Origin of the sequence: Jatrophihabitans telluris (assembly GCF_023516435.1) — a bacterium.
Lineage (GTDB): Bacteria > Actinomycetota > Actinomycetes > Mycobacteriales > Jatrophihabitantaceae > Jatrophihabitans_A > Jatrophihabitans_A telluris.
In genome coordinates this window covers 2,815,624-2,833,643 of the sequence record NZ_CP097332.1, presented here as the reverse complement: position 1 = coordinate 2,833,643, position 18,020 = coordinate 2,815,624, and the positions used below count along the sequence as shown (strand labels likewise).

Annotated in this window: 19 protein-coding genes and 1 riboswitch; of the genes, 11 read left to right on the top strand and 8 right to left on the bottom strand. The window is 68.4% G+C overall.

Annotation, left to right across the window (positions count from 1 at the left end; all coding sequences use genetic code 11):
* Window positions 1–10: 10 nt before the first annotated feature.
* From qcrA to ctaE, 3 genes are all read right to left on the bottom strand, one after another.
* Window positions 11–1,093 (bottom strand): cytochrome bc1 complex Rieske iron-sulfur subunit, encoded by a 1,083-nt coding sequence (gene qcrA, locus M6D93_RS13185; protein ID WP_249769740.1) that lies wholly within the window; start codon window positions 1,091–1,093, stop codon window positions 11–13.
* Between the two features lie 34 nt (window positions 1,094–1,127).
* Window positions 1,128–2,018: a cytochrome bc1 complex diheme cytochrome c subunit gene (qcrC, locus tag M6D93_RS13180; RefSeq protein WP_249769739.1), complete on the bottom strand. Its 891-nt coding sequence runs from the start codon at window positions 2,016–2,018 to the stop codon at window positions 1,128–1,130.
* A gap of 88 nt (window positions 2,019–2,106) precedes the next feature.
* The gene (gene ctaE / locus M6D93_RS13175) at window positions 2,107–2,754 is read right to left on the bottom strand and encodes an aa3-type cytochrome oxidase subunit III (RefSeq protein ID WP_249769738.1); all 648 of its coding nucleotides are present in this window, start codon (window positions 2,752–2,754) and stop codon (window positions 2,107–2,109) included.
* A gap of 251 nt (window positions 2,755–3,005) precedes the next feature.
* On the opposite strand from ctaE, the gene M6D93_RS13170 reads away from it, so the two are divergent.
* Together M6D93_RS13170 and trpD are read left to right on the top strand one after the other, a co-directional pair.
* A complete protein-coding gene (locus tag M6D93_RS13170; protein ID WP_249769737.1) occupies window positions 3,006–3,434 on the top strand; it encodes a hypothetical protein in 429 nt (142 codons plus the stop codon).
* A gap of 10 nt (window positions 3,435–3,444) precedes the next feature.
* Window positions 3,445–4,500: an anthranilate phosphoribosyltransferase gene (gene trpD, locus M6D93_RS13165; RefSeq protein ID WP_249769736.1), complete on the top strand. Its 1,056-nt coding sequence runs from the start codon at window positions 3,445–3,447 to the stop codon at window positions 4,498–4,500.
* 10 nt (window positions 4,501–4,510) lie between these two features.
* On the opposite strand, the gene M6D93_RS13160 is transcribed toward trpD, so the two are convergent.
* From M6D93_RS13160 to M6D93_RS13145, 4 genes are all read right to left on the bottom strand, one after another.
* The gene (locus M6D93_RS13160; RefSeq protein ID WP_249769735.1) at window positions 4,511–5,188 is read right to left on the bottom strand and encodes a DUF4166 domain-containing protein; all 678 of its coding nucleotides are present in this window, start codon (window positions 5,186–5,188) and stop codon (window positions 4,511–4,513) included.
* A 57-nt stretch (window positions 5,189–5,245) separates the two neighbouring features.
* The gene (locus tag M6D93_RS13155) at window positions 5,246–5,470 is read right to left on the bottom strand and encodes a hypothetical protein (protein ID WP_249769734.1); all 225 of its coding nucleotides are present in this window, start codon (window positions 5,468–5,470) and stop codon (window positions 5,246–5,248) included.
* Window positions 5,471–5,600: 130 nt separating this feature from the next.
* Entirely contained in the window at window positions 5,601–5,888 is a 288-nt protein-coding gene (locus tag M6D93_RS13150; protein ID WP_249769733.1) for an Lrp/AsnC family transcriptional regulator, read from the bottom strand.
* Window positions 5,889–5,892: 4 nt separating this feature from the next.
* On the bottom strand, window positions 5,893–7,671 hold the full coding sequence (locus M6D93_RS13145) for a DEDD exonuclease domain-containing protein (RefSeq protein ID WP_249774206.1): 1,779 nt from the start codon (window positions 7,669–7,671) through the stop codon (window positions 5,893–5,895).
* Window positions 7,672–7,743: 72 nt separating this feature from the next.
* Here M6D93_RS13145 and M6D93_RS13140 point away from each other — a divergent pair, with 72 nt between their 5' ends.
* From M6D93_RS13140 to M6D93_RS13120, 5 genes are all read left to right on the top strand, one after another.
* Window positions 7,744–9,069: an NYN domain-containing protein gene (locus M6D93_RS13140; protein WP_249769732.1), complete on the top strand. Its 1,326-nt coding sequence runs from the start codon at window positions 7,744–7,746 to the stop codon at window positions 9,067–9,069.
* An 86-nt stretch (window positions 9,070–9,155) separates the two neighbouring features.
* Window positions 9,156–9,470 carry a hypothetical protein gene (locus M6D93_RS13135; RefSeq protein WP_249769731.1) on the top strand — a complete coding sequence of 105 codons (315 nt, stop codon included), beginning with the start codon at window positions 9,156–9,158 and terminating at the stop codon, window positions 9,468–9,470.
* A 140-nt stretch (window positions 9,471–9,610) separates the two neighbouring features.
* Window positions 9,611–9,784, top strand: a riboswitch (cyclic di-AMP (ydaO/yuaA leader).
* Window positions 9,785–9,797: 13 nt separating this feature from the next.
* Window positions 9,798–10,886, top strand: coding sequence for an NlpC/P60 family protein (locus tag M6D93_RS13130; RefSeq protein ID WP_249769730.1), 1,089 nt, complete (start codon window positions 9,798–9,800; stop codon window positions 10,884–10,886).
* A gap of 4 nt (window positions 10,887–10,890) precedes the next feature.
* Window positions 10,891–12,360, top strand: a complete 1,470-nt coding sequence (locus tag M6D93_RS13125) for a hypothetical protein (protein ID WP_249769729.1) — start codon at window positions 10,891–10,893, stop codon at window positions 12,358–12,360.
* 21 nt (window positions 12,361–12,381) lie between these two features.
* Window positions 12,382–13,512 carry a glycosyltransferase family 4 protein gene (locus M6D93_RS13120; protein ID WP_430667192.1) on the top strand — a complete coding sequence of 377 codons (1,131 nt, stop codon included), beginning with the start codon at window positions 12,382–12,384 and terminating at the stop codon, window positions 13,510–13,512.
* Window positions 13,513–13,518: 6 nt separating this feature from the next.
* Here the strand turns inward: M6D93_RS13120 and M6D93_RS13115 are convergent, their stop codons facing one another.
* Window positions 13,519–15,330, bottom strand: a complete 1,812-nt coding sequence (locus M6D93_RS13115) for an AMP-dependent synthetase/ligase (protein WP_249769725.1) — start codon at window positions 15,328–15,330, stop codon at window positions 13,519–13,521.
* A gap of 170 nt (window positions 15,331–15,500) precedes the next feature.
* Between M6D93_RS13115 and M6D93_RS13110 the strand changes: the two genes are divergently transcribed.
* Genes M6D93_RS13110 through M6D93_RS13095 form a run of 4 tightly spaced genes read left to right on the top strand, consistent with a single transcriptional unit; the run spans window position 15,501 to window position 18,020 of the window.
* A complete protein-coding gene (locus M6D93_RS13110) occupies window positions 15,501–15,884 on the top strand; it encodes an SRPBCC family protein (protein WP_249769723.1) in 384 nt (127 codons plus the stop codon).
* Between the two features lie 10 nt (window positions 15,885–15,894).
* Complete coding sequence (locus M6D93_RS13105; protein ID WP_249769721.1) at window positions 15,895–16,326, top strand: SRPBCC family protein; 432 nt, start codon at window positions 15,895–15,897, stop codon at window positions 16,324–16,326.
* Window positions 16,327–16,372: 46 nt separating this feature from the next.
* Window positions 16,373–17,590 (top strand): ArsA family ATPase, encoded by a 1,218-nt coding sequence (locus M6D93_RS13100; protein ID WP_249769720.1) that lies wholly within the window; start codon window positions 16,373–16,375, stop codon window positions 17,588–17,590.
* Between the two features lie 7 nt (window positions 17,591–17,597).
* Window positions 17,598–18,020: a hypothetical protein gene (locus M6D93_RS13095; RefSeq protein ID WP_249769719.1), complete on the top strand. Its 423-nt coding sequence runs from the start codon at window positions 17,598–17,600 to the stop codon at window positions 18,018–18,020.

The following is an 18,020-nucleotide window of genomic DNA, read 5'->3' as shown; positions in this document are numbered from 1 at the left end:
CGATCCTCGTTCATGGCCGCTCCCAGAATGCCGGGCCGATTGCCTCAGGGAAGTCACCCTGAGCAACAAAGTACTGCTTGCCGTCCACTACTTCGACTCCGAGCGGAAGCTTCGGAAGGCTGCGCGTGGCCGGACCGAAGATCGGCTTGGCGTCGAGCAGCACGTCGAACTGGGACTGGTGGCACGGGCACAACAACCGCCCGGTCTGCTGTTCGTACAAGGAAGCGGGGCACCCGGCGTGTGTGCAGATCTTGGAGAACGCCACATAATCGCCCCACTGGTAGCTCGACTGTCCCTTACGCGCCTTGACGACCTGACCCGGACGAAGCCGGATGAGCAGCGTCGGCGAGTCACCCGCCTTGACGCCACCGGGCACGCCCGGGAACACCGTCTCCAGCCCACCGGGGAGGAGGTCGTCCGGGCCGACGCGCCGACCGTCGGCGTAGACGATCGGAACACCCTTCGTCCACATCGTGTGGAACAGGCTCTGTCCGGCGCCCTTGTTCGGCTTCTTGATCATCGCGCCGACCAGAGCCACCAGCGGGACCGCTCCGAGCGCGGCGCCCGCAAGGCCGATCGTCGACTTGAGCATCGAGCGGCGCGCGACCCCGAAGTCGTTGAGCCCGGACATGATCGTCGCCGAGGTCATGATCTGTTCGGGCAGAGGGGACGGGTCGTCGTGCCGGTCCTGCACAACCTCTTCCTCGGGCATGAGCCACTTCGCCCAGAGGACCACGCCGATGCCGATGCAAGCCAGCGACAGCCCGAGCAAGGCTCCGAGCAGGGGCGTGAAGTAGCGGAAGTCCTGACTTCCCTGGCCGGGCAGATGCCACTCGAAGGGCACCGCGCCGCAGAACACCACGATGAAGCCGACCGCCGAGAGGAACGCCAGCACGAAGAGCGCCGCGATGGTTCGCTCCGCCCGCTTCTCCGCCCGTGTCCCGGCGATGGGGTACCGCTCGCGCCGGTGGACGATGTGCACGCCGTCGGCCTCGGCGCCGATGATCATGACCTCTTCGTCGCTCATCGACCCCAGGGCTTCGGCCGAGGGCACCTCGATCTCGTCGCCAGGGTGCTGGTCAGTCGTGCTCACAGGTTCTCTCCGTCACGCTCGAGCTGCGGGCTGGTCATGACTTGCGGCCGATCCAGAGAATGGCCACCATCAGCACTCCCAGGCCAACCGTCCAGATCAGCAAGCCTTCCGACACCGGACCGATCCGGTCGAGCCCGGCCCCGCCGGGGTCCTTGGACGCTTTGAGGTTCTGGATGTAGTTGATGATGGCTTGCTTCTGTTCGGGCGTGATCTGGTTGTCGGAGAAGACGGGCATGTTCTCCGGGCCGGACAGCATCGCCGTGTAGATCTGCTTGTCGGTCGCCTGGTTCAAACCTGGCGCGACCTTGCCGGCCGACAGGGGCGCCCCCTTGCCGGCGAAGTTGTGGCACGAGGCGCAGTTGAGGCGGAAGAGCTCGCCGCCGGCTCCGATGGAGCCGTTGCGCAGGCTGCCCGAGGTCGGGGCCTCGGGGCCTCCGCCGACCGAACCTACGAACGCCGCCAAGGCCTGGGTGTCGGCCTCGCCGAACTTGGCCGGCTTGCGGACGTTGTTGGCACCCTGGCTGACCGCGGGCATGCGACCGGTGCTGACCTGGAAGTACGTCGCGGCCGAGCCGACTCCGATCAGGCTTGGACCGCGACCGGTAACCCCCTGCAGGTTGGCGCCGTGGCAGGTGATGCAGCTGGTCTGGAACAGCTGCCGACCGTGTTCGACGTCAGCGGCGCTGACAGCGGTCTGGTCGGCGCTCGACGACGGTGCCAGCAGCGCGTACCCGCCGCCGACGGTGACGAGGGCGCCGGTCAGCACGACGAGGCTGGTCAGACGTCGGCGCAACGAGTTGCGGCGCCGCGAGCCGGTGGCCGTGCGCGGACGGCTGCGGCCCACTTCGGCAGCGGCGAACGTGCCGTCGGTGACTGCCGGTTCGAAACCGAGCCCTGAGTCCGCGTCGACGTTGTCGTCGGTCATGGACGTCCTTTCGCTGATCGCCGTTCGGTCACTGCGGGCCGGCTGGGGCCGACCTCCAACGGGTGGTGCGGGCAAACGAAATGCATAGCTAGCGGAGCACGTAGATCGTCGCGAACAGGCCGATCCACACGATGTCGACGAAGTGCCAGTAGTAGGAGACGACGATCGCGGCCGTCGCCTGAGCCGGGGTGAACCGGCCCAGCGCGGTCCGGCCGAGGTAGAAGAGGAAGGCGATCAGGCCACCGATCACATGCAGGCCGTGGAAGCCGGTGGCCAGGAAGAAGACCGAGCCGTAGCCGGAGGACGAGAGCGTGATGCCGTCCTCGTGGACGCCGTTGACGATCGGCGAGGTGTGGAACGCGTGCACCTGCATGGCGTACTCGCCGGCCTGCCCCAAAACGAAGAGCAGGCCGAGGAAGAAGGTCAGCAGAAACCAGCGACGCAGCCCGTAAACGTTGCCCTTCTCGGCATCGAAGACACCGAGCTGGCAGGTGACCGACGATCCGACCAGGATGATCGTGAAAGGCAGCGCGTAGGCGATGTTCAGCTTGGTGCCAGGCCACTCGTGGATGTTGTTGGCACGGACCGTGAAGTACATCGCGAACAAGCCGGCGAAGAACATCAATTCGCTGGACAGCCAGACGATGGTTCCGACACTCACCAGGTTCGGGCGCGTCAGGGAATGAACCCGGGACGACGGGAATCGCTCTGCGGTAGCCGAGGCAGTCGAGGTCACCTCCGCATTATTGCCTGATCGCCGACACTTGTCTGGTTCGGGGTGGGCCTGCGCGTGCCGCAACCCGGTCGTTACCTTGTGCGCCGACCGGGCGCGAACCTGCGCCGTGCGGCCGCGGGGCGGTGGCCTACGATTGCGGCGAATGACCTACCCGGCTTGTCCGGCTCAGGCCTGCTCGCCGTTCGGCTTCCGTGGGTCGCCGTCCGGCCCGGCCGAGCCGAGACTCTCGAGATGAAGGACGATCGACAGCGATGACCGGTTCACCCTCGAACAGCGCCAGCGTCGTCGTCTTGGTCTACAGCCAGGATCCTGCCGTACGCACCGCGGTCCGCACCGCGGTCGGCCGCCGCCCGGCCCCGGATGTGCCTCGCATCGACTGGGTGGAATGTGCCAACTACAGCCAGGTCAAAGACCAGCTGGATTCCGGTGACATCGATCTGGCGATCTTCGACGGCGATGCTCAACCGACTGGCGGCGTGGGCCTGTCACGTCAGTTCAAGAACGAGATCACCGATTGCCCCCCGATCCTGGTCATCCTGCTGCGTGAGGTCGATCGCTGGCTGGCGAGCTGGGCGCAGGCCGACGGCGTGATCCTGCGTCCGATCGATCCGGTGGCGGCCGGCGCCGCGGTGGCCGGCGCCCTGCGCGCGACGGCGACCGCGATCCCGGTCATTCGCTGACGGTTCGGCTGTGACCTCGACGGTGGGGGCCGCCAGCTGGCCGTCCATTCTCGCCGCCCTGATGGCAGGGTCCGCGCTCTCCGCGGACGACACCGCCTGGGCGATGGACGAGATCATGGCCGGGGAGGCGACCCCAGCGCAGTTGGCCGCTTTCGCCGTGCTGCTGCGAGCCAAAGGCGAGACACCCACCGAACTGTCGGGCCTGGTTCGCACCATGCTTGCCCGCGCGGTACCGGTGGTCATCGACCGACCGGCCGTGGACGTCGTCGGGACCGGTGGTGACCGCGCACAGACTGTGAACATCTCGACGATGTCGGCGCTCGTCGCCGCCGGTGCCGGTCGTACGGTCGTCAAGCACGGCAACCGTGCCGCGTCATCGGCCTGCGGGACCGCCGACGTGCTCGAGCGGCTCGGAGTGGTCATCGATCTTGGACCGGCCGGCGTGGCCCGCACGGTGTCCGAGGTCGGGATCGGCTTCTGCTTCGCGGCCGTGTTTCACGCGGGCATGCGCTTCGCCGGCGCCCCACGTCGCGAACTCGGAGTGCCGACGGTCTTCAACTTCCTGGGTCCGTTGACCAACCCTGCCCGCCCGACCTCGGCGGCGATCGGGTGCGCGGACCGGCGGATGGCTCCGGTCATGGCGCAGGTGCTCGCCGAGCGGGGCGACCAGGCGCTGGTGTTCCGCGGCGATGACGGCCTCGACGAACTGACCAGCGCGACGACGTCCTCGGTCTGGGTCGTGGCTGACGGCCGGGTGCGCGAGGACGCCTTCGACCCCGCGGCGGTAGGTATCGCCTACGCCGCAGCGGACGCGCTTCGGGGCGGGGACGCCGAGTTCAACGCCGCCGTCGTGCGAGCAGTGTTGAACGGTCGGTCCGGGCCGGTCCGGGATGCCGTCCTGCTCAACGCCGCGGCCACGATCGCCGCGTTCGACGGAGTACTCGAGTCCGCTCACGCCGCGATCGACTACGGGTTGCCCATCGCCGCCGACGCGATCGATTCGGGCGCGGCCACCGGTCTGCTCGAGAACTGGATCACCTCGAGCACGGCGGCCCGCACGCCTTGAGGCCGCCGGTTCAGTCGCCACGCCGTTCCCGGTCGGGGCGGAGGCCGGCCGGAATGTCCTGCGGGACCATCGGCACTTCGTTGACGGTGAACCAGCCGCGGTAGGCGAACAGTGAGCCGGCGGCAGAATCGATCTCGACCGAAATGGTGAATCGGTTCGCGGCCTCGTCCCAACGCTCGATGACCTCCGCTCGAGCGGCCAGCGCCCCCGGCAGCGCCAGCTTGACCCGGCCCAGGTAGATGCGCTGCGAGCCACCCTGCATCCGCAAGCCGCCGTCGTCGGTGACCGACAGGCGGAGTTCGGCGGCGATGTCCTGATGCGATCCGAGATAGTTGACAATCGTCGTCCGGGATTCGGAGTAGATCATGGTGTCGTCGAAGCGTGCGACCCGTGCCGGAAACCGGAAGCGCCGCGAGTAGAGGAACGTCTCGCGCCCGAAGCCGTCCAGATAGGCGTAGTTGGCCAGGTCGAAACGGACGTCCGTCGCGGCGCCGGGCAACTCAAGGCGCCGGGAGCGGCCCGCGATCGCCACCGGGACGGCGGCGAGGCGACCGCGCTTCATCGAGGTCATGACCCCGGTGCCCAGCTCGGCGAGATTGTCCCTGCTCGACAGGGAGAATCGTCGCTGCAGCTCCGGCTGCAAACGGTCGAAGTCGGGGCCGAGGGCACGTCGGAAGATGGAGGGCATCGTTCCATCCTGCCCGAGTCCGGCGAACGCTCAGCGCGTTCGCCGGACCCGGCGCGCTCAGCCCTGCTTGGCCTCGAGGGCGACGAGGACACCAGCGACGGCGAAAAACTTGTTCGAGCCGAGCTTGCGCACGGTGTCGATGCCGAAGTTGTCCTTGAGGATCGCGTCGTGGGCCGGGGTCAAGCCCGCCAAGGCCGAGGGAGGAGCATCGAGGATCTCGGAAAGCGACTTGTCCTCCCATGCCTTGTCGAGCGCCTTCGCCAGGTCAACTTGTACAGCCATAGTTCCTCCTTCGCCTCCGCCGGGTGCGGAGTCGAAGGGGAGCCTTCGCCAAATCTGAGGTCGGCGCAAGATTCTTTGCGCAGGATTGGCCGGATGTTCCGCCCAGTGACCAGGTTGCCGCGGAGAGCACCTACTCCGAGGCGGTGAACCCGATCGAGAAAGCCGCGTCGAGGTCGTGGCGGGAGTAGGCCCGAAACGCGATGTGGGTGTCGGTATGGACGACGCCGGCGACTTTGCTCAGGCCTCCGGCGATCACTTCGGCGATCTGCTCGAACTCCCGAACTCGGACCACGGCGATCAGGTCCACGTCGCCGGCGACGCTGTAGACCTCGCTGACGCCGTCGAGTTCGGCGATCTGTTGCGCGACCTCGGGAATGCGGTCGGCCTCGACACTGACCATCACGATGGCGGTAATCACGCGCTCATCCTAGGGCCCGGCCGCGGGTCGGCTGATGGCTGATCCGCAAGCCCCGGCGGTCGGCAAAGGGGTTGGCCAGCCCGACGGCGGCCTTGGCGGAAGCGAGCCAGCGACGCTGCCTGCCCGCCCCGAACGCGGGCAGCGCCCACGGCCGCGAGCTGCGCACCAACCGGACCCCCGGCTCACCGAGCCATCGCAACAGGATTTCGGTCTCTTCGACGACGGCCATCAGACCGGCCGACCGATCGTCCACGGCCTCCGCCGTGGCCACGAGTGACTCGACGATCGGCATCGGGGCAATCCCTCGGGCGGCGACGTCGGAGCCGACCAGGCGGCCGTGCCGCAGCACGGCGAGTTCCCAGCCGCCGACCCCGTCCGGTCGGGCCGCGACCAGTTCCTCGATCCGGTTCAAGCCGGTCAGCGACTGGGCCCGGGCACAGCTACGCACCAGCGTCGCGATGCGATCGCGCAGCAGCGCGGCCTCCTCGTAGCGTTGGTGGGTCGACAGTTGGGTGAGCCTGTCGCGCAGTGGTGTGATCAGCTCGCCGACGTCCGCGCGCCAGGCCTGGACGATGCGGGCCACCAAGACGCTGTAGTCGTCCACGGAGATGTGCTGCTCGCACGGCGCGCTGCAGCGGCCGATGTCGGCCAGGGTGCACGCCGAACGGACGTGCCGACCGGGGACCAGCTTGTCGGTGCACTGCCGAATCGGCACGGCGTCATGGATCGCGTCGCGCAGCTGTTCGGCCTGGCGGGCCGAGCGAAGCGGTCCGAAGTAGTCCGCGCCGTCGGGACGGTGTTCCCGGACGACGGACAGCCGTGGGTAGTGCTCACGGGTCAATTTGAGCCAGATCGTGCGGTCGCTGTTCTTGGAGCGTCGGTTGTACTTCGGCTTGAGTGTCGTGATCAGGCGCAGCTCACGGACCTGCGCCTCCAGCGCGTGAGCGCACACGATGACGTCGACGGATTCGGCCAGCCCGACCATCTCGCCCATCCGCGTGCGCGTCTCGGAGGCGACGAAGTACTGCCGGACCCGATTGCGCAGGTCTTTGCTGGTGCCCACGTAGAGCGGCGTGCCCGCCGCGTCCTTGAAGATGTACACCCCGGGGGAGTGCGGGATGCCGTCGGCCAGATGCCGCTTACGGCGCTGGGCGTCGCTGACCTGGGCGGTGAAGGCGCGCAGCTCGGGCAGCGAGTGCACCCCCAAGGAGCCCAGCCGTGCGATGAGTCCGTGAAGCACATCGACCGTCGCGCGGGCGTCGGACAGAGCCCGGTGGTTCGGGGTGGTCGCGGCCTGGAAGAACCCGGCCAGCGTCGACAGCTTGCAGTTCGGGACCTCGTCACGGGTCAGGATGCGACGGGCCAGGACGGCTGTGTCCACCACCGGAAACCCTGGCCACGGCCGCTGCTGAGCCAGGCACCCGGCCTTGAGAAAACCGACGTCGAACGGCGCGTTGTGCGCGACGAGCACCGAGCCCGAGGCGAATTCCAGGAAGGCCGGCAACACGGCGGCCAGGCCCGGAGCAGCCGCGACCATGGAGTCGGTGATTCCCGTGAGGACACTGACGAAGGGTGTGATCGCGATGCCGGGATCGACGAGGGTGGCGAACTCGCCGAGGATCTGACCGTTGCAGACCTTGACCGCGCCGATCTCGGTGATCGCGTCGCTGCCCGCGGCGCCGCCCGTCGTCTCGAGGTCCACGACGACGAACGTGGTCGCGCGCAGGGGCTCGTCCAGCTCGTCGAAGTTCAGCTGGGTGAAATCGGTGGCTCGGTTCTGCATCCTGGTCACGGGGCGCACGCTAGCGTCGGGGTCTGACGAGAACGTCGGACACGGCCGAACGGGGGTGGATCGGTGAGCGAGGCAGCGGCAGCTGAAGACTTCGAGCCGGTCCTCCCGGCCGAGGTCAGGCAGCAGCTGTTGGCGATCTCGGCCGACCTCATCGGCCGACGCCCGATCCACGACCTCCCGCCGGGGCTACGGCGCTTTGCCCGCTTCGCCCCCAACAAGCGGCTGCGTATGGGCAGCGCCGAACTCGCCACCGCTCTGTCCGCCGACGAGGACTTCCGGGCCATGGTCGCCGACGTCGTCCAGGACGCGTCCCCGGAGCTGGTCGAACAGGTCGGGTCAGGCACTCCGCCGGCCACCGCCGACCCCTCCGACGTCGGGGTCATCGCCTACCTGTTCCGCGGGCAGCGGTGGGCGGAGATTCTGACCGAGGTCAGTCGGCAGCTCCTCCAGGCGAACGAAGCCCGCATGAGCGCATCGGAATCCGAGCGGGTCAGCGCCGAGTTGACCCGGCTGGGCGAGGAGAACGCCGAGCTCGGACGACAACGCGACGCCGCGAAGGCCGCGGCGCGGGAGCAGTCGGCGGGCCACGCGCGGGAGACGGCCGAGCTGAGTCATCGGATCCGGACCCTGCAAGGCGAGGCGCGCGCCGCACAACGGGCTCATGCCCGAGCCGAGGCGGCGCTGTCGGAGATCCAGGGGGAGCTGGAACGGCGTGATTCGACCGAGTCGGCTGAGCTGCGGCGGGCTCGAGCCCGGATCGCGGCGTTGGAGGCCGACCTGGAGGCGGGCCGCCGCGGAGCTCGGGTCGAGCGCGACCACGACGACGCCCGCCTGTGGGTCCTGCTGGAGCAGCTCAGCTCCGCCGCCGCGGGACTGCGTCGCGAGCTGGACATCAAGCGGCCCTCGGTCACCCCGGCCGACCAGCTGGCCGGAGCCGAGCAGAACACCGGCGCGCGACCGTCGGTTCTGGACTCGACGCTGCTCGAGCGCATGCTGGAGGGCTCGCACGTCCACCTGATCGTGGACGGATACAACATCACCAAGACCGGCTACCCCGAGCTGACCCTGATCGAGCAACGGAACCGGCTCACCAGTTCACTCGGCGCGCTGGCGGCCCGGCGCGGCATCGAGATCACCGTGGCCTTCGACGGCACCGCGGCGCCGACGGGAGCAGCGGCGAGTTTGCCCACCCCCCGCGGTGTGCGGGTGCTCTTCAGCGCACCGGGTGAGTTGGCCGACGACCTGATTCGGCGCCTGCTGGAGCTTGAACCCGGCGGCCGGACGCTCGTCGTGGCAAGTTCGGACCAGGCGGTCGCGGCCAGCGTCCGGGGCGCTCAGGCGTGGGCGGTCTCGGCCGAGGTGTTATTGGGGCGCATCGAGCGGTCCTGATCGTCGTCGGACGAAATTGTCGTAGGGGTTGCCTAGCGTTCGCGGCACCGGTGGATCCGGTGCGACGACTAGGGAAGAGGCCGACGATGTTGATCGACTGCGACAGCTGCGCGATGCGCGATCTGGCTTGCGCCGACTGCGTGGTGACCGTGCTGCTGGGGCCACGTCCGGTGACGATCGAGCTCGACAGCGCCGAGGAGGTTGCCCTGGGCGCGCTCGCGGGAGGCGGCCTGCTCCCACCGCTGCGGCTTGTGCCCACTATTCCGCCCGGCCGCCCTCCGAGTGCCCCGCACGTCTCGCCGACGACCGCGGCGGTGCCGGCGACCGTCGCGAGGCAGGCGGACTCACCTGTCGAGAGGGTCGGCGATGATCGCGCTCTCGGTTACAGAGCGACAGGGTGATCTGGATTACGACGACACAATGAACGGTAATTGTGATTAAGCCCCTGCTTGGCGTAACCTTTCCGAGACCTTCCGGTTAACCGCCATCCAGCTCGGATGGCACCGGTCGGTACCGCCGAATCGACATTCGGGCGTGGTGCAGCGATCAGGCGCCAGGTCAGTCGAGCCGGGGACCCAGGTTCCTGGGGTGAATCGGAACATCGTTAAAGCATGGCCATTGGCTCGTCCAACGGCCCGCCTCCCGCGATGTTTTGTAGGGCATCTTCCAAGCCCGAACCCGACAGCTAACTCGGTAGGCGGTCGAGTGGAAGAGGAGCACCGCCAACTGTGGCGTTGACTCGAAAGTCGCGGCTCAGCCGCGTGATCCTGGGTGCTGTCGTCCTTACCGGAGCGCTTCTGGCCGGCCCGCTGACAGCGGGTGCGATACCGACGCTGCAGACGCCTGCCCAGCCCAAGACTTCCGCCGACGTCCTGAGCGTTCTGGACAAGCTGGCCAAGGACAACGGCAAGCTCACCGAACAGTTCAACCAGGCACGGATCGATCTGACCAACGCCCAGAAGCAGTCAGATGCCGCCGCGAAATCCCTCGCCCTCGCGCAGGCCGAGGTCGCCAAGGACCGTCAGGCACTGGCCACGTCGCTTGCCGCTCAGTACAAGGGTGGCAGCTTCAGTCGCACCGCTGCCCTGATGGACAGCGCGTCCGGCCAGGCCTACCTCGACAAGATGCAGTCGCTGAGCTTCCTCGCCGACCACCAGAAGGATGTCGCCACCGCTGCGGTGAAGGCCACCGAGGCCGCGAAGTCCGCACAGGCCGCTGCTGACGCCGCCGTACAGGCTGCGCAGAAGCAGAGTCAGACCCTGCTCGCCCGGCGCACGACGCTCGAATCCGAGATCGCCAAGCAGAAGCAGTTGCTGGCCACGCTCACGGCCGCCGAGCGCGCCAAGCTGGCCGCCAGGGCAGCCCCGAGTCGGACTCAGCTCGCCGCCGTGACCAGCGTGACCAGCGTGACCGCGACGGGTGTGGCCAGGGCGCCTGCCGCTGTGGCCGTTTCCGGCAGCGCCTCCAGCGCGGCCCTCACCGCGGTTCGGGCGGCGCTGTCCCAGCGCGGCAAGCCCTACGTTTGGGGTGCCGGCGGACCTGACAGCTACGACTGCTCGGGGCTGACCATGTGGGCATGGGGCCAGGCCGGCGTCAGCCTGCCGCACCAGTCCGCCGAGCAACAGGGCATGGGGACTCCGGTCGCCCAGAACAACCTCCAGCCCGGAGACCTCGTCTTCTTCGGTTCGCCCGCCTACCACGTCGGCATGTACATCGGTAACGGCATGATGGTCCACGCCCCGACCACGGGCGACGTCGTGAAGATCAGTTCGTTGGCCTACATGAGCGATTACTCCGGCGCGGTCCGTATCGGCTGACCTGATGTCGAACGCCAGCGCGCGGCAGTTCTCACACGCCAGCGGGCGGGAGCCGGAAACGGCCCCGCCCGTTGGCGTTTCCGATCCTCCCGAGCTCGTCCCCCCAGTGTCCCAGGACTCGGTGTCCGCACCGTTCGGTCCGCGGGCGCGGTCGAGCACCGGGCAACGGGCCGTCCTCGTCGGGTTGACGGTCGTGATCGCGGTCGTCCTGGGCTTCGTCGCAGCGGTGCTCTTACGGAACCGGACGTCAACCGCCGACGGCAGCCTGGCGAGTCGCTCCGCACCGCCCACCACCGAGGAGACGAGTGCGGTGATGTCGGTGCTGGCCGCCCAGGCGACGGCACTCACCACCCGCGACAGCGCGGGTTGGGACGCCGCGCTGGACCCCACTCCGGCCGCGACCGGCTACCGCAGCCATGAACGCGCGGTGTACGCCGACCTGGCCGGCGTCCCACTGACGACGTGGCGTTACGTTCTGCTGGCGCCGGTGACGAGCACCGACGTGCTCGGTCCAGCGGCCTCGCGGCTGGGTGGCCGGGTCGTCGTCGTTCACGTGCAGTTGCAATACGCCTTCTCCGGGGTCGACCCCGCGCCCACATCCAAGGATCTGTGGCTGACGGCCGTCCTGCGGGGCCGATCCTGGAAGCTGGCCGCGGACGACGATGCGGCCGTCGCCGGGGGCAAGTCCTGGTCCGGTCCGTGGGACTTCGGCCCGCTCGTCGTGCGCCGCGGGCCGCACACACTCGTCCTGGCCCATCCCGATCACCGCGATCAGATGGCCACCTTTGCTGCGCTGGTCGAGGCGGCCGTCCCGGTCGTCAAGTCGGTCTGGGGAGGTCCGTGGCACGAGGACGTCGCGGTCCTCCTGCCGTCCAGCCAGCAGGAGTTCGCGGCCGTGACCGCCGATACCAGCAACACGGCCGACCTCGCCGCGGTCTCGATCGCCGATTCCGTCGAGCCGGACGGAACGGTCCTCGGTGCCCGCATCGTGCTCAATCCCGCCAACCTGGCCAAGCTCGACGATCATGGCCGCCGGCTGGTCATCCAGCACGAACTGACCCACATCGCCGCGCGGGCCGTCACCAACGACCGGATGCCGACCTGGGTGATCGAAGGTTTCGCCGACTACGTCGGCAACCTCGGCTCGACGATGTCCCCCGCGGCAACGGCGCGTGAGCTCGCCGACGAACTCGCTCAGGGCCGGATGCCCAGCTCGCTGCCGAGCAACGCCGACTTTGCCGGCACGGACGGCAGGCTGGCCCAGCAGTACGAGGAATCCTGGCTTGCCTGCGTGCTCATCGCACACCGGGTGGGCCAGGCCGGACTGGTCCGGTTCTACAAGGCGGTCAGTGCGGCCGCCGCGGCGGACCCGGCCACGGCCGCGGACCGAGGATTGCGCTCGGTCCTCGGTCTGAGTACGGCGCGCTTCACCGAGGCCTGGCGCTCGGAACTGAAGACGGTCCTGCGGGAATGAGCACCGTCCCCATCAAGCAGAATGGTGCCGGTGCGTGACCTGCTTGTCGTGACCAACGACTTCCCGCCACGGCAGGGGGGAATCCAATCGTTCGTCCACGAGCTTGTGCGGCGTCTGCCCGCCGACCGGGTGGCGGTGTACTGCTCGGACTTCGCGGGAGCGGCGGCGTTCGATGCTCAGCAGAGTTTCCCGGTCCGCAGGCATCCGACCGGATTGCTGATTCCCACACCTGCCGCCGCCCGTCGCATCGCGGACACCGTGGCCGACCTCGGCAGCACCCGTGTCTGGTACGGCGCGTCCGCACCGCTCGGCCTGCTCGCTTCTACCCTTTCCCGTCGGGGAATTCGCCGGCAGGTCGCGACGACTCATGGCCATGAGGTCGGCTGGGCGATGCTGCCCGGCGCGCGTCAGGCCCTGCGGCGGATCGGCAACACCGTCGACGTCGTCACCTACCTCGGCGAGTACACCCGGCACCGGCTCGCACCCGCGTTCGGTTCGCATCCGTTGATGGCTCAGCTCACCCCGGGGGTCGACACCGAATTCTTCGCTCCCGAGGCCGACGGTCGGGCGATCCGCGAACGGTACGCGCTGACCGATGCGAAGGTGATCGTGTGCGTCTCGCGCCTGGTGCCGCGCAAGGGGCAGGATGCGTTGATCCGTGCCCTGCCGCTCGTCCGGCGGACGATTCCGAACGCGACGCTACTCATCGTCGGTCGCGGTCCCGATGAGCAGCGCCTGCGACGGCTGGCCCGCGACGAACGCGTCGAGGACCACGTCGTCTTCACCGGCGGTGTGCCCTACGCCGAACTCCCGGCGCATTTCGCCGCGGGGCAGGTCTTTGCCATGCCCTGCCGGACACGCCGGTTCGGCATGGACGTCGAGGGCTTGGGGATCGTCTTCCTGGAGGCGTCGGCGGTGGGGCTGCCGGTGCTCGCAGGTGACTCGGGCGGGGCCCCCGATGCAGTGGTGGCCGGCTCCACCGGCGAAGTCCTCGACGGGCGAGACGTCCGGGCGCTGGCTGACGCCCTCGCTGGGCTGCTCGGTGAACCGGACCGTGCCCGCCGTTACGGGCAGGCCGGCCGCCGGTGGGTCACCGAGCGCTGGCAGTGGGATCAGATCGCCGACCGGCTGGCGGAACTGCTGCAGCTGTAGGGCGGATCAGGAGCGAGAATCGCCCGAGTAGAGCGAGGCAATCTCGTCCTTGCATTCGGAGAGCACCAGATTGCGCTTGAGCTTCAGCGACGGCGTGAGCTGGCCTGTGGCCTCCGTCCAGTCCTCGGGCAGCACCGTGAACTTCTTGATGGCCTCCGCCTTCGACACCGCCTTGTTGGCATCATCGACGGCTTTCTGTAGCTCGGCGTGCAGGTCGGGATCGTCGACCATGTCGGCCATGGCAGCGTCCTCGGGCTTGCCGGCCTGCTTGAGCCACGCGGGGAAGGATTCCGGATCGACGGTGATGAGCGCGGCGATGAACGGCTGCTGGTCGCCGACAACCAGACACTGGCTGACCAGCCAGTGCGCGCGCACCCGGTCCTCGAGCACGGCCGGGGCGACGTTCTTGCCGCCGGCGGTGACGATGAGTTCCTTCTTGCGGCCGGTGATCGTCAGGAAGCCGTCATTGTCGATCACCCCGATGTCGCCGGAGTGGAACCAGCGTTTGCCGTCGATCTCCTCGATGGCCTCGGCGGTGGCGGCGGGATTTCGCCAGTAGCCGGCAAAGACCACGGGGCCGGAGAGCAGGACCTCTCCGTCCTCGGCGATCCGTACGCTCGTGCCGCCGACCGGGCGCCCCACCGAACCGACCTTGACCTTGTCCGGCACGTTGAGGAAGATCCCGGCGGTGGTCTCGGTCAGGCCGTACCCCTCGAAGATCGTCACCCCGATGCCCCGGAAGAAGTGGCCGAGCCTCGCGCCGAGCGGTGCGCCGCCGGAGATGGCCGATTCGCACCGGCCGCCGAGCGCCGCGCGCAGCTTGCCGTAGACGAGCTTGTCGAAAAGGGTGTGCTGAAGTTTCAGACCGAGGCCCGGTCCGCGGCCGTCCAGAGCTTCGGAGTAGGCGATGGCCACCCGCTCGGCCCGGTCGAAGATGGGGCCCTTGCCCTCCGAGTGCGCCCGCTGCTTGGCGGTGTTGTAGACCTTTTCGAACACCCGGGGCACGCTCAGCACGAAGCGGGGTTTGAAAACGCCGAGATCGGCGACCAGATTACGAATGTCGGCGGTGTGCCCGAGGGTGGTGCCGGTCGCGATCGCACCGATTTCGATGACCCGGCCGAATACGTGCGCAATCGGCAGGAAGAGCAGGGTGGAGGACTCGGCGTTGAACAAGTGGTCGAGCCCGCTGACGATCTCGAAGACCTCGGCCAGGAAGTTGGCGTGGGTGAGTTCGCAGCCCTTGGGCCGGCCCGTGGTTCCGGACGTGTAGATCAGGGAGGCCAGGTCGGACGGCTGAGTCGCGTCCAGACGCTTGTGTACCTCGGCGATATCGATCTCGGCGCCCGCACCGATGAGACTTTGCACCGCACCGGAATCGATCTGCCAGACATGCTGCAGATCGGGCGTCTGCTCGCGTACCTCGGCCACGATCGCGGCGTGGGCCTCGTTCTCCACGACCACGGCCTTGGCTTCGGAGTCGGCCAGGATCCACTGCACCTGCTCGGCCGAGGACGTTTCGTAGATCGGGACGACGACCGCCCCCAGGGACAGGATCGCGAAGTCGAACAGGGTCCATTCGTAGCGGGTCTTGCTCATCAAGGCGACCCGGTCACCGGTGTCGATCCCGCTGGCGAGCAGCCCCCTCGCGATGCCGCCGACCTGCTCGGCCAGTTCGGCTGAGGTGACGTCTGCCCAACCGCTGCCCTGGCGGACCCGGATGGCCACGTTGTCGGGGGAGGACGCGGCGCGCTCGTAAACGTAGCGCGCGGCGCTGTTCTCCTTCGCGGTACCGGCACTGGGGATGGTCAGCTCACGCACGCGTGGTGTCCTTTCCGACGCTGTCGATTCCACCGGATTCCGGGCGTTCGCACCGGCCCCATGGGTACTCGTGAATGCAACGGGAATTCGTGATACCGAACGGTAACTTGTTTGCCGACGATGCTCCACATGAAGGTGAAGAAACGTTGTTGCTATGCGATCCTGCCGCAATGCGACCAGAAATCCACCTCATTGACGACACCTGGATCGCCGCGTCCCCCGAACGTGTCCGGGCGGCGGTGGCCGATCCGGACAATTGGGCTCGGTGGTGGCCCTCGGTGACGCTGCGAGTTCGGCGCGACCGCGGGCTCAAAGGACTGCAGTGGGATGCCGGCGGCAACTACACCGGCACGGTCGAGCTCTGGCTGGAACCCGTTCGGGACGGCGTCGTCCTGCATCACTTTCTCCGCCTGAACCCGGCACGTCTCAGCGCGCACCCCAGGGTTCGCGACGGGGGCCGGGTCGCGCGGCGCCGGGCTCGCACCGAGCAGCGCCTGGCCTGGCACGCCAAGCGGGTGTTCTGGGCGCTGAAGGACGATCTGGAGGGACGGTAGCCTGTCGCGCATGGCCGATCAGTCAACGCAGTCGATCACCGTCAGCGCCCCGCCGGAGAAGGTCATGGCGGTGATCGCCGATTTCGACGCCTACCCCGAGTGGGCCGGGTCGGTGAAATCGGCCACCGTTACCAAGGCGGGCAGCGATGGCCGGGCGGAACGGGTCGCGTTCAAGATCGAGGCATCGGCGATCCGCGACGAATACGAGCTGGCGTACTCCTGGGACGGTGACCGCGCGGTTTCCTGGACGCTGGTCTCCGGTCAGATGCAGAAGTCCCAGCAGGGCTCCTACAGCTTGAAGGCGGTGACCGGCGGCACCGAGGTCACCTACAGTCTCGCCGTCGACCTGGCGATACCGATGCTCGGCATGCTCAAACGCAAGGCCGAGAAGGTGATCATGGATACGGCGTTGAAGGAGTTGAAGAAGCAAGCCGAGCGCTGAGCCGACATGGCCCACCCCTCGATTGCCCGGCGATAGCGGAGCCGGCATGCGCATTCTGCTCTTCACCGGCAAGGGCGGCGTCGGAAAGACCACGACCGCGGCGGCGACTGCGATCCGGCTTGCCGATCGCGGGTTGAAGACACTGATCGTGTCGACCGACGCCGCGCACTCCCTCGGCGACGCGTTGGCCCTGCCGCTGACGGGCGAGCCCAGTGAAGTAGCGCCCGGACTGTTCGCCACTCAGATCGACACCCAACGCCGGTTCGAGCAGTCCTGGAACCAACTGCAGAACTACCTTCGGAGGCTGTTGGGTGCGGGCGGAGCCGAGGACATCGCCGCCGCCGAGCTGACCGTCCTGCCCGGCGTGGAGGAGGTGCTCGCCCTGCTCGCAGTCCGCGAGCTGGCCGAGTCCGGTCGGTGGGACTGCCTGGTGGTCGATTGCGCTCCGACGGCGGAAACACTGCGGTTGCTCGCGTTGCCGGGCACTTTGAGCTGGTACCTCCAACGGGTCTTCCCGCTGCACCGCGCACTGGCCCGAGGGGCACGTCCGTTGGCCGCGTTGCTGGGACGGTCGGGCACCGTACCGCCCGACGCTGCCTTCGACGCCATCCTGCGCCTGGCCGAGGATTTGTCGGGGCTGCGTGAGCTGCTGGCCGACCCGGCCACGACCGCGGTCCGGCTCGTCCTGACCCCCGAGGCCGTGGTGGCGGCCGAGACCCGGCGTACCTTCACCGCGCTGGCGCTTTACGGCTACCAGGTGGACGAGGTCATCGCCAACCGCATCATCCCGGCCAGCGACGAGCCGATGTCGTCCTGGCAACGGGCGTGGATCCGGGCGCAGGAACAGCACCTGGCCGCGATCGAGGATTCCTTCGCCGGACTGCCGGTTCGCCGCAGCGGCTACCGGGACACCGAACCGGTGGGCCTGGACGCCCTGCGTGAGGTCGCAGATCAGCTGTACCGGGAGCTGCCCGGCGACGATCCGACCGTCCTCGTTGCCGGTCCGGCATTGCTGGACGTGACGTCGGTGGGCTCGGCGGCCTCGCCGGAGTTCAAGCTCGTGGTCCATCTGCCGCTGGCTGATCGCAAGGACGTTCAGGCCAGTCGCAGTGGGGACGAACTCGTCGTCACGGTCGCCGGGCACCGCCGCGTCCTCAGCTTGCCCAGCGTGCTGCGGCGGTGCCGCGTCGAATCGGGGCGGGTGAGCGGCGGGAAGTTGGAACTGCTGTTCGTCCCGGATGAGTCGCTGTGGCCTCAGGCATGATCGACAAATGACCGACACGCCACCGACCGGGCCGCACGCCGCCGGAGCAGGGCCACACGCTGGCACCGGGCCGCTCGCCGAGGAGTTGGCGCGGCTGCTGACCGCCGCGGGCGATTATCTGCATCGCAGTGTGCGCGATCCGGCGACCAGCCGGATCGCCAACGGCGCACCGGAGTGTGCGTGGTGCCCGGTGTGTCAGCTGATCTCGGCGATGCGGGGCGGCCACCGTTCGCCCGAGCAGTTCGTGGCCGGGGTGGCCGACCTGCAGGGCGTGATCGCCGGTTTCCTCCACACCCTGGCCGATAGCGTCGCCTCTGGCGGCTCTGGCGGCTCTGGCGGCACTGGTGGCACTGACGGCACTGACCGTCCGGCCGCCGACAGAGCTGATCAGGATCGGGTGCAACGCATCGACCTCTCGGACGGAGACTGA

Excerpts from the sequence above, each read along its gene's own strand:
- M6D93_RS13125 (WP_249769729.1), top strand. The coding sequence starts at position 10,891 with ATGTCGAACGCCAGCGCGCGGCAGTTCTCACACGCCAGCGGGCGGGAG.
- M6D93_RS13170 (WP_249769737.1), top strand. The coding sequence starts at position 3,006 with ATGACCGGTTCACCCTCGAACAGCGCCAGCGTCGTCGTCTTGGTCTAC.
- M6D93_RS13160 (WP_249769735.1), bottom strand. The coding sequence starts at position 5,188 with ATGCCCTCCATCTTCCGACGTGCCCTCGGCCCCGACTTCGACCGTTTG.
- M6D93_RS13155 (WP_249769734.1), bottom strand. The coding sequence starts at position 5,470 with ATGGCTGTACAAGTTGACCTGGCGAAGGCGCTCGACAAGGCATGGGAG.
- M6D93_RS13135 (WP_249769731.1), top strand. The coding sequence starts at position 9,156 with ATGTTGATCGACTGCGACAGCTGCGCGATGCGCGATCTGGCTTGCGCC.
- M6D93_RS13120 (WP_430667192.1), top strand. The coding sequence starts at position 12,382 with ATGGTGCCGGTGCGTGACCTGCTTGTCGTGACCAACGACTTCCCGCCA.
- M6D93_RS13095 (WP_249769719.1), top strand. The coding sequence starts at position 17,598 with ATGACCGACACGCCACCGACCGGGCCGCACGCCGCCGGAGCAGGGCCA.
- M6D93_RS13145 (WP_249774206.1), bottom strand. The coding sequence starts at position 7,671 with ATGCAGAACCGAGCCACCGATTTCACCCAGCTGAACTTCGACGAGCTG.
- qcrC (WP_249769739.1), bottom strand. The coding sequence starts at position 2,018 with ATGACCGACGACAACGTCGACGCGGACTCAGGGCTCGGTTTCGAACCG.
- M6D93_RS13100 (WP_249769720.1), top strand. The coding sequence starts at position 16,373 with ATGCGCATTCTGCTCTTCACCGGCAAGGGCGGCGTCGGAAAGACCACG.
- M6D93_RS13105 (WP_249769721.1), top strand. The coding sequence starts at position 15,895 with ATGGCCGATCAGTCAACGCAGTCGATCACCGTCAGCGCCCCGCCGGAG.
- M6D93_RS13110 (WP_249769723.1), top strand. The coding sequence starts at position 15,501 with ATGCGACCAGAAATCCACCTCATTGACGACACCTGGATCGCCGCGTCC.